At 64.3% G+C, this 14649-nt stretch carries 13 protein-coding genes; 5 read left to right on the top strand and 8 right to left on the bottom strand.

Translation table 11 applies throughout. The annotated features are described in order from the left end of the window. Position 1: 1 nt before the first annotated feature. The 8 genes from ACOYW6_RS08010 to ACOYW6_RS07975 form a co-directional block, all read right to left on the bottom strand. Entirely contained in the window at positions 2 to 622 is a 621-nt protein-coding gene (locus tag ACOYW6_RS08010; RefSeq protein ID WP_423140806.1) for a hypothetical protein, read from the bottom strand. A 240-nt stretch (positions 623 to 862) separates the two neighbouring features. Beyond that, positions 863 to 1915, bottom strand: a complete 1053-nt coding sequence (locus ACOYW6_RS08005; RefSeq protein ID WP_423140805.1) for a glycosyltransferase family 4 protein — start codon at positions 1913 to 1915, stop codon at positions 863 to 865. A gap of 164 nt (positions 1916 to 2079) precedes the next feature. Beyond that, positions 2080 to 3033, bottom strand: coding sequence for an FkbM family methyltransferase (locus ACOYW6_RS08000; protein WP_423140804.1), 954 nt, complete (start codon positions 3031 to 3033; stop codon positions 2080 to 2082). After that, a complete protein-coding gene (locus tag ACOYW6_RS07995) occupies positions 3026 to 4273 on the bottom strand; it encodes a lipopolysaccharide biosynthesis protein (protein ID WP_423140803.1) in 1248 nt (415 codons plus the stop codon). Before ACOYW6_RS07995 ends, ACOYW6_RS08000 begins: the two co-directional genes overlap by 8 nt. Before the next feature lie 157 nt (positions 4274 to 4430). Continuing rightward, positions 4431 to 5492, bottom strand: coding sequence for a GDP-mannose 4,6-dehydratase (gene gmd / locus ACOYW6_RS07990; protein ID WP_423140802.1), 1062 nt, complete (start codon positions 5490 to 5492; stop codon positions 4431 to 4433). Between the two features lie 86 nt (positions 5493 to 5578). Then, positions 5579 to 6448 carry a 3-hydroxyacyl-CoA dehydrogenase NAD-binding domain-containing protein gene (locus tag ACOYW6_RS07985; RefSeq protein ID WP_423140801.1) on the bottom strand — a complete coding sequence of 290 codons (870 nt, stop codon included), beginning with the start codon at positions 6446 to 6448 and terminating at the stop codon, positions 5579 to 5581. Positions 6449 to 6509: 61 nt separating this feature from the next. After that, on the bottom strand, positions 6510 to 9071 hold the full coding sequence (locus tag ACOYW6_RS07980; protein WP_423140800.1) for an HWE histidine kinase domain-containing protein: 2562 nt from the start codon (positions 9069 to 9071) through the stop codon (positions 6510 to 6512). After that, positions 9068 to 9568, bottom strand: a complete 501-nt coding sequence (locus ACOYW6_RS07975) for a heme oxygenase (protein ID WP_423140799.1) — start codon at positions 9566 to 9568, stop codon at positions 9068 to 9070. Before ACOYW6_RS07975 ends, ACOYW6_RS07980 begins: the two co-directional genes overlap by 4 nt. Before the next feature lie 246 nt (positions 9569 to 9814). Here ACOYW6_RS07975 and ACOYW6_RS07970 point away from each other — a divergent pair, with 246 nt between their 5' ends. From ACOYW6_RS07970 to ACOYW6_RS07950, 5 genes are all read left to right on the top strand, one after another. Beyond that, positions 9815 to 10522, top strand: coding sequence for a Crp/Fnr family transcriptional regulator (locus tag ACOYW6_RS07970; protein WP_423140798.1), 708 nt, complete (start codon positions 9815 to 9817; stop codon positions 10520 to 10522). After that, positions 10503 to 11276, top strand: a complete 774-nt coding sequence (locus tag ACOYW6_RS07965) for an energy transducer TonB (RefSeq protein ID WP_423140797.1) — start codon at positions 10503 to 10505, stop codon at positions 11274 to 11276. Before ACOYW6_RS07970 ends, ACOYW6_RS07965 begins: the two co-directional genes overlap by 20 nt. A gap of 72 nt (positions 11277 to 11348) precedes the next feature. Further along, complete coding sequence (locus ACOYW6_RS07960) at positions 11349 to 11783, top strand: type II 3-dehydroquinate dehydratase (protein WP_423140796.1); 435 nt, start codon at positions 11349 to 11351, stop codon at positions 11781 to 11783. A gap of 47 nt (positions 11784 to 11830) precedes the next feature. Further along, positions 11831 to 14185, top strand: a complete 2355-nt coding sequence (locus ACOYW6_RS07955; protein WP_423140795.1) for a chemotaxis protein CheA — start codon at positions 11831 to 11833, stop codon at positions 14183 to 14185. Continuing rightward, positions 14182 to 14634 (top strand): chemotaxis protein CheW, encoded by a 453-nt coding sequence (locus ACOYW6_RS07950; RefSeq protein WP_423140794.1) that lies wholly within the window; start codon positions 14182 to 14184, stop codon positions 14632 to 14634. Before ACOYW6_RS07955 ends, ACOYW6_RS07950 begins: the two co-directional genes overlap by 4 nt. Positions 14635 to 14649: the final 15 nt, after the last annotated feature.

Here is a 14649-nt window from a genome sequence, read left to right as displayed (position 1 = left end):
ATCAGGGAATTAGCGAGCGCAGCACCTGGGGAATGAGGTCGACCTTGCTGGTCGAAGGCTGGCGCGAGATTGCCGTGACCAACCCCTTTTCCAGCCGCACCGTCAGACCGATGCCCTGGTAGGTCGAGTACTTACCCGTCCCGTCGAGCCGCTCATGCGAAGGCATGCCGAGGCGGTTCCACATCGACAGCTCATCAGTGCCGATCTGGATGCCGTGGCTGGGCCTGCAGGCCCGCGGCGACTGGCTCATGCTGGTGCAGAGGAAATTGAACAGGATGCCCGAGTGGTCGAAATCGACCACGGCGACGCGATCGCCGTCGCGGTAGACCCAGCGCCGTCCGGTCGCGGTGTCGATCTTCTGGTTCGGCGGGCCGGCGGCATAGAGCATCCCCGGCTCGTTCACGCCGACGCCGATGATGTCGTAGGACAGGCCCTGCGAATAGAGCTTGAGATAGCCGAAGCTGAGCCACGCGCCGGTGACCAGCACCATCGCCAGCGTGCCGTACTTCCACCACCATTGGCGCAGCGCCCCGGGGGTCGACTTCGACTTGGTTCGCTTGCTGCGCCGACGGCCGCGCTGCGGACCAGCGTTGCCGATCTCGATATCCTGCCCCTCGACCATATCTAAGTCCTATGCAGTTTCCCAACGTGTCGCAAGTCCATCGCGCTCATGCTCCGCGGCCGGAACCCTTCGGGCCGTTTGGAAAGGCCAAGCCTGCCGAATTCCTCTTGGCGCGTGGAAAGGGGAGCCAGCGAGGCGGCGTTGGGAGAGCGGTCTTACTCGCGCTTGATCCGGTCATGCGCGCGATTAGGAACAGCCCTAACTCCGCTCGCTGTGCAGCACTTGCGGGCGACAAGCTGTCTAGAGCAATGCTTTATAACCTTCCGCCGTGAGAGCTGCGTTAGTATCCCAGGAAAACAGGCGGACCTGAGCGCTGCCGGCGCCTATAAGCGCACGGCGACGGACCGGGTCGAAAGCCACGGCTTCGATCGCTTCAGCCAGAGCTTCCGGTGATCCATCAGGCGCGTACTGCGCGGCTGCGCCACAAACTTCAGGCACAGAGCCGGCTGCGACGGCGACGACCGGGCAGCCCGCCGCCATTGCTTCCAAGGGAGGGATTCCGAACCCTTCGTAGAGTGACGGGTACACGAAGACGGCCGCACCGGCGTACCATTGAAACAGCTGATCGTCGCGCGCCTGAACTTGACGCACCTTACCGGAGATTTTTAACCGAACGATCGCTGCGTTCTCGTCCTCAGAGAAACTGCCCCCGCCGATACAAACGATATCGAAATCATTCACGAGAGCCGACATCGCAAAGCCTTCGAGCAGCGCCATGAAATTTTTGTACGCTGGCCGGCGTCCTACATGAAGCAGGTAAGGTCTGTCGGTGTCGAACCTCGTGACTTCGATAGGCTTTCGATGCGACTCGTAGCCAAGGTGCGTTACGCTCGAGCGCTGTTCAGTGTCCGGAAAAAGACTAATTAAGTCGGCGCGCGTGTTGTTAGAGACGCAGAAGATGTGGTCCGCTCGTTCGATCGCCACATCCATCGCATCTCTTGTGCGGTGATCCCCGTTAGGACTTGGGAACAGGTGCGGAATTAAATCATGTACGGTAATCGCAATACGCGCGCGACGCGGTGCATACCTCTGCTGAGAATACCAGGTCTCGTGCACGACCCTCGCACGGGAAAGGTTTGCCAAAGCGGGCGCCAATATATCGCCAATTCCGGTTGCAAGGCGTCTCGCACCGCGAAATTCTGGCATCCGATAGCCCCAAACTAGGCTATTAGATAAATGATCAAGATACTCGTTTTGATGCAGAGGGGTTATAATGTGGGGCGAAATTCCGTATTTTGGAAGGTGAGCCGCAAGCGCTGAAAAATAACGGGAAACACCACCGTATTTCTGCATCGCAAATATTCGATGGTCAAATACAACCCTAATTGAGTTATCCAACGCAGATAGTGAGACTGACATTCAATTTGGCACTCGGCGGCGGGAACCATTCATCGCGACACGGCAATTATTCCGATGATAAGCACTCATTCCTAGAAGCGCTTCATTCGAGGCGTCAATCACGGTGCGCCTTGCACAGCGAAATGAGCTGATTCGGATCGTAAAAATTCCGAATAGACGTCAGAGTCTTTAAACGCAGCGATGTCTACATAGGCCAAGGAATTTCGATCGCGAAGGGCGATCCGCAGTTCAACTCCTATTTTATCCGCGGATCCAAATGCCTTAAAAAATGAGCCAGTGTTCGTATAGCACACGTAGTGTCTATAACCAATCGCTGAAAGATTTTCAAAAACGTTCCATCCATCGGGTGAAATGGAATAAAATAAATGAGGATCAAATTCGAAAAAAAGAACATCTGTCTGCGTGGCTATATAGTCACGGGAGGAGTTCAAAATATTGATATCAAATCCATCTGTGTCTATCTTCAGTAAATCCAGATGCTTCTTGCCAGCCGCTTGTACCGCTGACGCAAGGGAGATAATCGCGTCAACACTTCCATTTTTGTCGGCTACCAACCTGGCTGTACCTTCCCGGGTCACGAGCGAAAAAGCAGCATCTCCTGGCGAGCCGACGAACTTTTCGCATATAAATACGCGATTGCCGAACTTTGATGTGTTTGTGTGCAGGAATGGAAGAAATTTAGGATTTCCTTCGATCGCAATCACAAAGATTCCAGGAATGCTGAGCAAGGCGGCGCTAGTATCTCCAACATTCGCGCCGATGTCGGCAATAACGATCTCATCTTTGCGCGACCTGAGAAGCCGCGCAATTCGAGGCAAGGCGCGGTCATAATTCGGGAAATTTTTTTGATAGAGGGGTAGCGGATGCGAAGCGGGGAGGTCCAACTCGCCAGTGCCGGGGTCGTAGCGCACAGGAGCATCCGTCAGCGATGTCGCAATGCTTCGGAGATGCAACCACATCGCATTTGAAATTCGGCCCGATGCTCTGAGCGTTCGATTGAGAACAAACTGGCTGAGCGCCGATTTCCAACCTCGTGTCCGATTATTAGTCACGGACTGCGCCCCCTTCCACGATTAGACCTGAAAGAGCCTGCAATTTATTTAGAATAATGCGTCCAAGTGGAATAATTACAATTAAGATGTAACAAGCGATCGTCGACCAAACCACAGACCAAGATCCCACTTTTCTGATAAGCAAGATTTTCAACGCAAATGCACAAATGCCTAGCACGACCGCAACAATAACTTGCGGGCGAAGGATTCCGGCTCCGTTTAAAAACATTGTGCCCGCCATGCCAACTGCTTCGATCACTTTCCATACCGCAAAGCCAATTAATATTGATGGTACGATCGGCATCCTTTTATTCAAATAGAATTCCATGATGTGGGGGCCGATCATCGCCAAGCTGACCGAAGCTGCGCCAACGACCAAGGCAACTCCGCAGATTGACACTATTAAGGTCTGTCGAATCCACTGATAGTCGCCCCGTGTGAGCGCTTCACTGTACGCAGGCCACAGCGGTGTAAGTGCTATCGATGCTAGCATTGCAATGCCCGCAAAGACGCGTTCGTACACAGCATAAATTCCTGCTTCAGCAGCGCCGAAAAAATGCGCGATAATCAGCGCATCGACGCGGTATGTGATCGCCGCAATGAGCTGCAATGCGAAAAATCCGAAACTGAGCGAAGCCATCTTTCGCAACGTCGACCATTCGATGTCACGCCAGGACGGTAACAGGTCGCGCTCTGTAAGCCCAAATTGAACAAGGTTCCCAATCATGGCGATCTGCGGCACCGCAAATAAAGCTACCACCATGGAAGGAACGCCGGCGTCAAAATGAAGAGCAATTAGTAGTGTAGCAAGAGAAAGTAGACTGCCAAGTGCCTGCCAAGCGTTCGCGATGTAGCCCTTTTGCAATCCCATTTGGACCTTTGAGGCTATCCCGAGCGGGATTCCGGCGGCGAGTGATAGCAAAAAAAAGGTCATTGCACGCGTAGCCTCGCTCCTTGCTAATGGACTGCGTACGGCTAGGACAGAGGGCCATTCCACGGACTTCGCAGCGACAAGCGCGAAGATTGCAACAAGCAAGCCAAGGGCGATTAAAGTTAGCCCAGCGCTTCCAACCACGCGCCTAATAGCGTTACGATCGTCTGATCCGCTGGTGGAGGCAATCAATGTCATCATCCCATTACCGATGCCAAAATCAGCAAAAGTCATCATGGCCGACACTGAGCCCATGAGCATCCAAAGGCCGAAGCGCTCTGGGCCCAATTGGGCACTGGCGAGCGGCATTGTTACGATGACAAGGATAATATTGCTGGCCCGGGCTATCAGTGACACGATCGCGGCACCAGCAGCGCGCTTAAGGCGAACGCGCCCAAGCTCTGGGATCAACGCGGTCGCGTTATAGCCAACCGATAACTTGTTCGAGCTGCGAGGCAACGTCTGCTCAAACGCTCGGCGCTATGGCATCAAGACCCATGGCCTCGAGATCGGCGGTGACCATCTCGCGCGCCAGCTCGCGGGCCGAGGTTTCGTGCTTCCAGCCCAGCTTCGCGTGCGCCTTGGACGGGTCGCCCAGAAGCAGGTCGACCTCGGTCGGCCGGAAATAGCGCGGGTCGACCTCGACCAGGACCTTGCCGGTCCTGGCGCAGACGCCCTTTTCGTCCAGCCCCTCGCCCTTGAACTCCAGCGCGATGCCGATGTCCTCGAAGGCCCAGCGGACGAATTCGCGCACTTCGATGGTCTGGCCGGTGGCCAGGACGTAATCGTCGCCCTCGTCCTGCTGCAGCATCATCCACATGCCGCGCACGTATTCGCGCGCATGGCCCCAGTCGCGCTTGGCGTCGAGGTTGCCGAGGTACAGCTTGTCGAGCAGCCCCAGCTTGATCGCGGCGGCGGCGCGGGTGATCTTGCGGGTCACGAACGTTTCGCCGCGCAGCGGGCTTTCGTGGTTGAACAGAATGCCGTTGCTGGCGTGAATGCCATAAGCTTCGCGGTAGTTGACCGTGATCCAGTAGCCGTAAAGCTTGGCGACGCCGTAAGGGCTGCGGGGATAGAACGGCGTGGTCTCGCTTTGCGGCACGGCCTGGACCAGGCCGTAAAGCTCGCTGGTGGAGGCCTGGTAAAAGCGGGTCTTCTTTTCCAGCCCCAGGATGCGGATCGCCTCGAGCAGGCGCAGCACGCCGATCGCGTCGGCGTTGGCGGTGTATTCTGGCGTCTCGAAGCTGACCTGGACGTGGCTTTGCGCGGCAAGATTGTAGATCTCGTCCGGCTGGGTGTCCTGGATGATGCGGATCAGGTTCGTAGAATCGGTGAGGTCGCCATAGTGGAGGCGAAAGCGGGCGCCGTCGACGTGCGGGTCCTGGTAGATATCCTCGATCCGGCCGGTGTTGAACGACGAGGAGCGCCGCTTGATACCGTGGACGGTATAGCCCTTTTCCAGCAGGAGCCGCGACAAGTACGCCCCGTCCTGACCGGTCACGCCCGTGATCAGCGCCGTCTTGCCCATGAAATTCCTCACCGCCCCTTTTGCTGCAGGTGCGATACGGCGCTCTTGCCTAAAGGCAAAGGGAAAAAGCCCCGCCCGGGCAGCCTTTAGCGGGTCGGAACCGGCGCCTCTCCCGCATAGTCGTAAAAGCCGCGCCCGGACTTGCGGCCGAGCCAGCCGGCCTCGACGTATTTTACCAGCAGCGGGGCGGGGCGGTACTTGCTGTCGCCGGTCGAAGCCTGGAGGACGCGGACGATCTCGAGGCAGGTGTCGAGCCCGATGAAATCGGCCAGCTCCAGCGGGCCCATCGGGTGGTTGAGGCCGAGCCGGCAGCCCTTGTCGATATCGGCAACAGAGGCGGTCCCCTGGCCCAGCACGAAGACGGCCTCGTTGATCATTGGCAGCAGCACACGGTTGACGACGAAGCCGGGCTCGTCCTGCGATTGCACCACTTGCTTGCCCAGTGCCTCGGCAAAGGCCCGGGTGCGCGCCAGCGTCTCGGCGCTGGTGGCAAGGCCGGGAATGACCTCGATCAGGCCCATGACCGGCACGGGGTTGAAGAAATGAAGCCCGATGAACCGCGCCGGGTCGGGCGTGCCGCTGGCCATGCGGGTGATCGGGATCGAACTGGTGTTGGTGGCCAGGATCGTGTCCGGCCCCATGACCGCGGCGACGCTTTCGAAGATGCGGCGCTTGACGTCTTCGCGCTCGGTCGCGGCCTCGATAATGACGTCGGCCCCGGACATCGCCGCGACGGTGCCGGAAATGGCGATCCTGGCCAGCGCCGCCGCCGCATCGTCCGGCGTGACCTTGTCCTTGGCCACCAGCCGGTCGAGCGCCTTGGCGACGCCGTCGCGGCCGCGCCCCGCGGTCCGCTCGTCAATGTCGGAAAGGACGACCGAAAAGCCGCTCTGCGCCACCGCCTGGGCGATGCCCGAGCCCATCTGTCCCGCCCCGATGACGCCGATCGTTTGCATCGCCTGTTCCTTCGCACCTGCAGCGCGCGGGCCGTAACGACTGACCTCGGCCTTGGCTAGGTCAGCGCGCCAGGCGCCGGGCGATACCGGCGCGAATGTCCTTGAGCGAGAAGGGCTTGGTCACAACGGGTACGTCCGCAAACCCGCTGGCGAGGTTCAGCGAATCGCCGTAGCCGCTGGCAAAGATGAAGGGAATCCCGCGCTCCAGCAGGGTACGCGCTACCGGCTCGCTGGTCTCGGCACCCAGGTTGATGTCGAGCAGGGCGAAGCTGATCGGGTGGAGGTCGAGCAACTCCAGGCCCTTGCGCACCGAATTGGCGACATGGCAGCGCGAAGCGCCCAGTTCGCCCAGCAGGTCCTCCGCTTCCATCGCGATGATCATGTTGTCCTCGACCACCAGGACTTCGCCGTCGATTTGGATGTCGGCGCCGATCGGTTCGCTTGGCGGCGCGGTCACGGCCTGGACGTTTTGGCCGGTGACGACCTCGGCGACATGCGCGGCGGGGATGACGAAGCGGGCAACCACGCCGTCCTTGCGGAACTCGATCGCCGCCTCGCCGCCCAGGTCGTGCGGAATGTTGCGCTCGATGATGATCGACCCAAGCCCGCGGCGCTGCGGCGGCTGGACTTCGGGACCGCCCCGTTCGCGCCAGGTCACCGTCAATTGGCGGCTTGGCGCAGCCTCCACCGTAAGGTCCACGGTACCTTCGGGCACCGACAGTGCGCCGTACTTGACGCTGTTGGTCATCAATTCGTGGATGACCAATGCCAGCGGGGTGAACGCGGTCGGCTCGATCATGGCGTCGGGCCCGGCGATCGCCACCGTGTCGATGTTGTCGCCCACGTAGGCCGCGGCCTCGGCGCGAACCAGCGCATGGAGCGACGACGGTTCCCAACTGGTCTGCGTCATCAGGTCGTGGGCGCGGGCAAGCGCATAGATGCGATCGCCGATGATCTCGGCATAGCCGTCGATCGTGTCGGCGCTATCGCGGCTCTGCGCCACCAGGCCGCGGATCAGGTTGAGGATGTTGCGGACTCGGTGGTTGAGCTCGGCGATGAGCATGTCCTGCCGCGCGCTCGCGCGCTCGCGCTCGCGGCTGGCGGCATCGGCCAGCCGCAGCACCACTTCGAGCAGGGTGATGCGCAGGTTCTCGGCCACGGTGATTTCGTCGGGCAGCCAGGGGCGTGACTGGCCGCTGCGTTCCTCGGTCCAGATCTCGAAGCTCTTGCGCGGGTGCAGGCGCATGCCGTGGGGGCCGAATTCCGCCGGTTTCTGCGGATTGCCGGCCCAGTTCACCTCGTGCAGCCATTCCTTGCGGAACAGCACGATGTAATCGCGCGGATTGCGGCTTACCGGCAGCGCCAGGATACCCGAACAGCAATCGGTATAGTCCGCCGCCGGCGCGAACGTGGCGGACAGCTTGTCGGTCGCCCACACGGTGCTGGTGCCGGTGGTGTTGAGGAACCGCGCCAGTTCTATGAAGCGTTCGCGCGTCGGCACTTCGCCGCGGCTGACGAACTCGCCGTCGACCCAGCCGACGATGCCGTCGTAAGGGATGACCCGCGCGATGGTCTCGGTAAAGTCGTCGAACGCGGACAGCAACGTGCTACCGCTGGCGATGCGGGCCATGATCTCGTCATGCATGCGCGTTGCGCGCGTGCGGCGTTCCTCCGCCGCGTCGACGTCGACCTGCTCGAGCAGGTATGCGAAGAATTCCCCGAACAGCTCGCACGCGGTGCGCAGCGAATACGCCAGCTTGAGCGGCCCGTAGTGATGGCACGCGATCAGGCCCCACAACTTGCCCCGCCGCATGATCGACACCGACATCGACGCGCCGACGCCCATGTTGCGCAAGTACTCGATATGGATCGGGCTGACCGCGCGCAGGCCGCTCATGCTCAGGTCCAGCGGATCGCCGTCGGGATTGACCGCGGGGATCACCGGCACGGTCGGATCATCGACGTCCGAGATGATGCGCAGCAGGTTGCGGGCGTAAAGCGCCCGCGCCTGCGCCGGGATGTCGGATGCGGGGAAGTGCATCCCCATATAGCTGCCATGGTCGCCGGCCGTGCTCTCGGCCACGACCTCGCCCGCGCCGCTCGGCTCGAAGCGATAGACCATTACCCGGTCGAATCCGGTCAGCGCGCGCATCTGGCGTGCCGCCGCGGCGCACAGCCCCTCGACGCTGTCGGCCTTTCGCATCCGATCGATCATCGGCCGCACGAAGGCGACGTAATCGCGGCGGCGGCCGCTCTCGCTCGGCTCGGCCTCGAGCACGAACGAGCGCGCCGACTTGTGCAGCCCGACGTCGAACAGCCGCCCGTCGCCCATCAGGTCGATGTCGAACATCCGCTCTACCGAATCGCTGCCGGCGATCAGTTGCAGGCGCGATCGCAGGTCGTGAAGCGCGCTGCCGGTCAGAAAGTCCGTGGCGGGGCGCCCGATCAGGTCGGCCGCGGGGCGGCGGGTCAGCGCCTCGCAATTGGCCGAGGCGTGGTTGACGATCCAGTCGCTGGCGAACGAAATCAGGTAGCCGAACGACTGTATGCGGCCGATGATGTGGATCGGCTCGCGCGCGCAGGTGTCGAGGTCGACCTCGCCGGGGTAGGGGGATTCGCTCATGCCGGGCACCGTGCCGTCGCGGCTGCCAGCGCGTCGGCGAACACCGCGAAGCCGGCACGTGCGGAATCCCCGGCACGGCGGCGCGCCGCGGCGTCGTTCGGTTGGGCCACCATCCAGCCCGTCAGCGTGCGCCACACGTCCAGTCCCGCACGGTCATCCATGTAGCGGCTAGGCCGCGCGAAGCCGCGCTTGCGCAGCACCGCCAGGCCAAGCCGTGAACCGGCCACGACGTAAGCGGCGCCCAGCCCGTCGAGCGCGTCCGGTGCCGGCGCCGCGGGCGGCGCGCGGTGGCCCATGTCGGCGGCCAGCATCGCCAGGTAGTCGGGCGCCGGCATCGCCAGCGTGCCGGTCACGAAGTCTGCAAAGATCGGCGCGATCGTTGCCATCGCCGCATGATGCACGGCCAGGAAGCTTTCGAATCCGGACGGATCGGCAAGGTCGAATACGGCGAACGCGTGGTCGAGATCGTCATGAGCCTCGGCGGTCGCCGCGCGCATGGCACTGTGTAGCCCGGTGGGCCCGGAGGCGGCGGCGTTGGACAAGGGAGAGAGGTATCCTGGGCAAAAGCGCGACCGGCGCGAAAGGGTTCGCCCGGCTGCTAGCGCGAAGTTCTGTGCAGATAAACACATATCGTTTCCGTAAGTTGCAGGATTTCGTTGGCGCGGCGGAACGAACCGTGCAGGAAGCCGGTTACGCCTGATTACGAGCAATAAATTCGTGAGGGGCGGCCCGCGGGGCTTGGCATGATCACCGGCAGCAATCTCCTCGCGATCATGGATCCCGGCGACAGGGCGCGTATCGAGCCCGAGCTTCAAGAGGTCGAGCTGCGCGCCGGCACGGTGATCTACGAACCCGGCGAAGACGTGCGTGACAGCTATTTTCCGCGCGGCGCGGCGCTGGCGACTTATGTCGTCGACCTGGGCGAGGGCCATGCGATCGAGGCCGCGATGATCGGCCGCGAAGGCGCTCTCGGCGGTGTCGTGGCATGGGGGCGCATGCCCTCGTACGCGCAGGCCAGCGTGCTCAACGGCGGCAGCTTCTACCGGATGGACAACGCCGTGCTTGAGCGTCAGCGCTTCGATTCGCCGACGCTGCACCGCCTGTTCTCGCGCTATACCGACTGCTTCCTGGCGCAGTCCTTCCAGGCCAGCGCCTGCAACGCCGCGCATTCGCTGGAACAACGCGCCGCGCGCTGGCTGTCGGCTGTGCTGGCGCGCACCGACGCGCTCGAGATGCAGCTGACGCAGGACCAGCTCGCGCGCCTGCTTGGAGTCGGCCGGTCCTACGCCAGCCGTGTCATCCAGCGGCTCAAACGCGAAGGTCTGGTGCAGACCCGGCGTGGCGGGCTGACCATCCTCGATCGCAAGGGGCTGGCGGCGCGGTGCTGCCCGTGCTCGGCCATGGTGCACGCTCATTTTCGCACGGTGCTCGATGGCGTCTGGCCCGACTGAAGCGGCATACGCGCAAGACAGCCGCGCTACGCTCGGCGCTCCGCGCCGCGCCCGGGTCGGCGCGTTCGTGGCGGTTGCGGTACTGCATATCGCGGCGGTCCTGGCGCTGATCCGTGCCTTCGCGCCCGACTTCACCGCCGCGGCGGTCGACAAGGTGCTCTCCACCTTCGAAGTCACGGTCGAAACCAAGCCGCCGCCGCCGCCGCCCCCGCCGCCGCCATCGCCGGAACCGAAGCCCGCCGGAGCTCAAGGTGATGCGGGCAAGAAGGCGGTGCCCCGCGCGGTAACCGCGCCCAAGCCCAAGATCGTCATCGCCACCGCGCCGGCGCCGCGCGCCTCCTCCACCGGCAGCGCCAACACGTCCGGCGCGGCCAGCAGCGGCAACGGAACCGGCGCCAGCGGGACCGGCAACGGCACCGGTTCGGGCGGTGCCGGCAACGGCAGCGGCGGCGGCGCGGTGGCAAAGCCGGTCAAGACCGCGGGCGACATCAACTCGGCGCGCGATTATCCCGCCGCCACCCGCGACCAGCGCCTGGGCGACTACGTGATCGTCGTCATGACCGTGGGCACCGACGGCCGCGCGCACGATTGCCGCGTCCGCCGTGCCAGCCGCGATCCGCAGGCCGACGCGATTACCTGCCGCCTGGCCGAGCAGCGCTTTCGCTTCAAGCCGGCCAGCGACTCCGCGGGCAACCCGGTGACCTCGACATACGGCTGGCAACAGCGCTGGTTCGTGCCCGGCCAGGGACCGTAGCCGCAGCGCCGCGCACTTGCCCGCCCGCCCCGGCGCGACTAACCCGGCGCGGCGCAGCGAAGGGCAGGTACGATGGCGGGCACGATTCTGGTTCTGAACGGACCCAACCTCAACCTTCTGGGAGAGCGTGAGCCGGCGATCTACGGCACTGCTACGCTGGCCGATATCGAGGCGCGCTGCCGCGCCGAGGCGGCGGCCCAGGGGTGCACTCTCGAATTCCGGCAGACCAATGCCGAACACGAAATGGTCGCGTGGATCCAGGCCGCGCGCACCGGCCACGCGGGCATCGTCATCAATCCGGCGGCGTTCAGCTATGCCGGCTATCCGGTGCTCGACGCGCTCAAGCTCGTCGATTGCCCGGTGATCGAGGTTCACTTGTCCAACATCCACCGCCGCGACGAAGCATGGCGGAAGAATTCGATCATCACCCAGGCCGTGACCGCGATCGTGTCGGGCCTCGGCGCAGACGGCTATGTGCTGGCGGTGCGCCACCTGGCGTCGCGCTGACGGCTCCAACCGTTCGTTAACCATTCGCGCCCCATAGCCACCTCGTCATGGGGGGCACCAAGGTGGGCGGCGGGGCAATGGACGATCTGCTCGGCGATTTTGTCGCCGAAACGCGCGAGATGCTCGAGGCGCTCAGCGGCGAGATCGTCGCCTGGGAAGGCCAGCCCGGCGACAAGGCCCGGCTCGATGCCATCTTTCGCTTCTTTCACACCGTGAAGGGCAACTGCGGCTTCTTCGACTTCCCGAGGCTCGAGGCGCTCAGCCACGCCGCCGAGGACCTTCTCTCCGATATCCGCGGCGGACGCCGCCATGCCGATTCAAGCGCGGTGAGCGCGGTCCTGGCGGTGCTCGACCGCATCGGCGCGATGATCGAGGCGATCGCCGCGGGGGAGGACCTGCCCGCCGGCGACGATGCCGCGATGATCGAGGTGCTTCAGTCGGTTGGCGAAAGCCCCGACGCGGCGATGCCGGTGATGACCGCGGGCGGCGCGGCGCGCGGCGCGGCGGCGCGCTCGGTCCGGGTGTCGGTGGAACTGCTCGACCAGGTCATGAGCGGCGTGTCCGATATCGTGCTGGCCCGCAACGAGCTGTCCAGAAGGCTGCGCGCCTTGCCCGACGATACCGTGGTCCACGGCGCGTTCGAGCGGCTGTCGGCGATGATCGCGCAAGTCCGCGACGCGATGACGCGCACCCGCATGCAGCCGATCGACGGCCTGTTCGCCACCCTGCCGCGCATGGTCCGCGACTTGTCCGCCCAGCTCGGCAAGCAAGTGATGATCGACGTCGACCCCGGCGATGTCGAGCTCGACCGCGAGATGATCGAACTGATCCGCGACCCGCTGCTGCACCTGGTCCGCAACGCCGTCGACCACGGCGTCGAGCTGCCGGCCGACCGGCTCCGCGCCGGCAAGCGCGAGATCGGCCTGCTGGTCGTCTCGGCGCGCCAGTCGGGCAATCAGATCCTGATCGAGTGCGTCGACGACGGACGCGGCATCGATGTCGCCGGGCTGACCGACAAGGCGGTCGCGGCCGGCGTCATCGATGCCGCGCGCGCCGCCGCCATGAGCCGCGCCGATGCCGCCATGCTGGTTTGCGAACCCGGCCTCTCGACCGCCTCGGCGGTGACCGAGATTTCGGGCCGCGGCGTCGGCATGGACGTGGTGCGCGCCAACGTGGAAAAGATCGGCGGCTCGATCGCCATCGACACGACGCCGGGCGCGGGCACGCGCTTCACCCTGCGCGTCCCGCTGACGCTGGCGATTACGCCGGCGCTTGTGGTCGGCGCGGGCGGCCAGGCCTTTGCCATCCCGCGCAGCTATATCGAGGAAATCGTCGACCCGCGCTCGTCCGCGATGGCGGTCGAGGAACTGGGCGGCCGGCTGGTGGCGGGGCTGCGCGGTTCGCGCCTGCCGGTCGTCACCCTGGCCGATACGCTCGGCATCGCCGGTGCCGCCCCGGCGCGCCGGACGCTGGTGGTCATCCGCCTGACCGGCGGCAATCGCTACGTTCTGGCGGTCGACCGCCTGCTCGATCACGAAGAACTGGTGGTCAAGCCGGTCGCGCCCGCGGTCATGGCAACCGGGATCTACGCCGGTTGCACGCTCAGCGAAGACGGACTGCCGCTGCTCCTGCTCGACGTTACGGGCATCGCCCGCCTCGGCGGCGTCAACCTCGAGATGCACGATTTCGCCGCTCAGGTCGCGCCGGGCGCCGCGCCGGTGCAGCCGGTTCAGGGCGATACCGTGTTGGTCTTCACCGCCGGAAACGGCAAGCGCCGTGCGATCCGCCTCGCCGCCGCAGAGCGGGTCGAGCGCGTGGGCGCCGGGGCGGTCCACCACCAGGGCGCCAGCGCCAGCGTGGTCGTCGGCGATGAGATCCTGCCGCTTGCCGGCGCCGAGGGAATGGCGGAAGCGACCTCGGTCCAGCTCTTGAGGCTTGGCGACGGCACGGTCCAGATCGCCTATGCCATGCGCGACACGCCCGAGCTTGCCACCCTGGTCGAGGCGGTGCGCCCGGCCGATGCGGTGGGCGAAGTCGAGGGGCTGGCCCTTATCGACGGCGAGGCTGTCGAGGTCGTCGACGTCCATTACCTGTTTGCCGCGCACGCCGGGTTGGTCCGCCCGGTCGCATCGGCGCTGTGCCGCCTGCCCGACGGCGACCGCTGGATCGAGACCTTCCTGCGTCCGCTGGTCGAGGCGGCCGGTTACCGCGTCGCCGGGCCGGACGAGGACGCCGCGGCCGACCTTGCCATCGCGCTCGACGACGGCGAGGCGCCCGCCGCTGCCGCGGTGATCCGCCTGACCGCCGATCCCGAAGCCGCCAACGACGACGATATCTACCGCTATGACCGCGACCGGCTGACGCTGGCGCTGGCAGCGGCCCGAAGGAAAGCCGCCCGATGATCGACGAACTCCTGCTCGTCACCGCGATCGGCGGCCACCGCGCCGCGCTCCCCGCCGCGGCAATTTCCTCGGTCATCGAGATCGAGGGGATCGAGGCGATCCCGCTGGCCCGCGCGCCGGTGGCCGGCCTTACCACGCTGCGCAGCCGGGTGCTGACCGTGATCGACTGCCGCGCCGCGCTGGGGCTGACCGAAACGGCGGGCACCGCACGCGAAGCGGTCGTCATCGAAGTGGGCGGGCACGGCTATGCGCTGCTGGTCGACGAGGTTCGCGACGTGACCCCGGCCCTATCGGAGCCGGCGGCGCCGCGCGCCGATCCGGGCCCGGGGTGGGCCGCGGCGCTGGTCGGCATGGTCGAAACCGCGTCCGGACCGGTGCTGGTGCTGGATCCGGCGCGGCTCGCGGTCGGACCGGGTCCATCGGCAGCTTCCGGCCTGATGGCCGCTTAAGACGATAGTTACGCC

This window comes from Parablastomonas sp. CN1-191 (assembly GCF_049354825.1).
In the GTDB taxonomy this organism is placed as follows: Bacteria; Pseudomonadota; Alphaproteobacteria; order Sphingomonadales; family Sphingomonadaceae; genus Novosphingobium.
This window is presented reverse-complemented; position numbering and strand designations above follow the sequence as displayed.

What these genes read in the sequence shown, in the direction of transcription:
- ACOYW6_RS07950 (WP_423140794.1), top strand. Translation starts at nt 14,182, where the DNA reads ATGATCGACGAACTCCTGCTCGTCACCGCGATCGGCGGCCACCGCGCC.
- ACOYW6_RS07995 (WP_423140803.1), bottom strand. Translation starts at nt 4,273, where the DNA reads ATGCCGCTCGCCAGTGCCCAATTGGGCCCAGAGCGCTTCGGCCTTTGG.
- ACOYW6_RS07970 (WP_423140798.1), top strand. Translation starts at nt 9,815, where the DNA reads ATGATCACCGGCAGCAATCTCCTCGCGATCATGGATCCCGGCGACAGG.
- ACOYW6_RS07955 (WP_423140795.1), top strand. Translation starts at nt 11,831, where the DNA reads ATGGGGGGCACCAAGGTGGGCGGCGGGGCAATGGACGATCTGCTCGGC.
- ACOYW6_RS08010 (WP_423140806.1), bottom strand. Translation starts at nt 622, where the DNA reads ATGGTCGAGGGGCAGGATATCGAGATCGGCAACGCTGGTCCGCAGCGC.
- ACOYW6_RS07975 (WP_423140799.1), bottom strand. Translation starts at nt 9,568, where the DNA reads ATGCGCGCGGCGACCGCCGAGGCTCATGACGATCTCGACCACGCGTTC.
- ACOYW6_RS07985 (WP_423140801.1), bottom strand. Translation starts at nt 6,448, where the DNA reads ATGCAAACGATCGGCGTCATCGGGGCGGGACAGATGGGCTCGGGCATC.
- ACOYW6_RS07965 (WP_423140797.1), top strand. Translation starts at nt 10,503, where the DNA reads ATGGCGTCTGGCCCGACTGAAGCGGCATACGCGCAAGACAGCCGCGCT.
- ACOYW6_RS07980 (WP_423140800.1), bottom strand. Translation starts at nt 9,071, where the DNA reads ATGAGCGAATCCCCCTACCCCGGCGAGGTCGACCTCGACACCTGCGCG.
- ACOYW6_RS08005 (WP_423140805.1), bottom strand. Translation starts at nt 1,915, where the DNA reads ATGCAGAAATACGGTGGTGTTTCCCGTTATTTTTCAGCGCTTGCGGCT.
- gmd (WP_423140802.1), bottom strand. Translation starts at nt 5,492, where the DNA reads ATGGGCAAGACGGCGCTGATCACGGGCGTGACCGGTCAGGACGGGGCG.
- ACOYW6_RS07960 (WP_423140796.1), top strand. Translation starts at nt 11,349, where the DNA reads ATGGCGGGCACGATTCTGGTTCTGAACGGACCCAACCTCAACCTTCTG.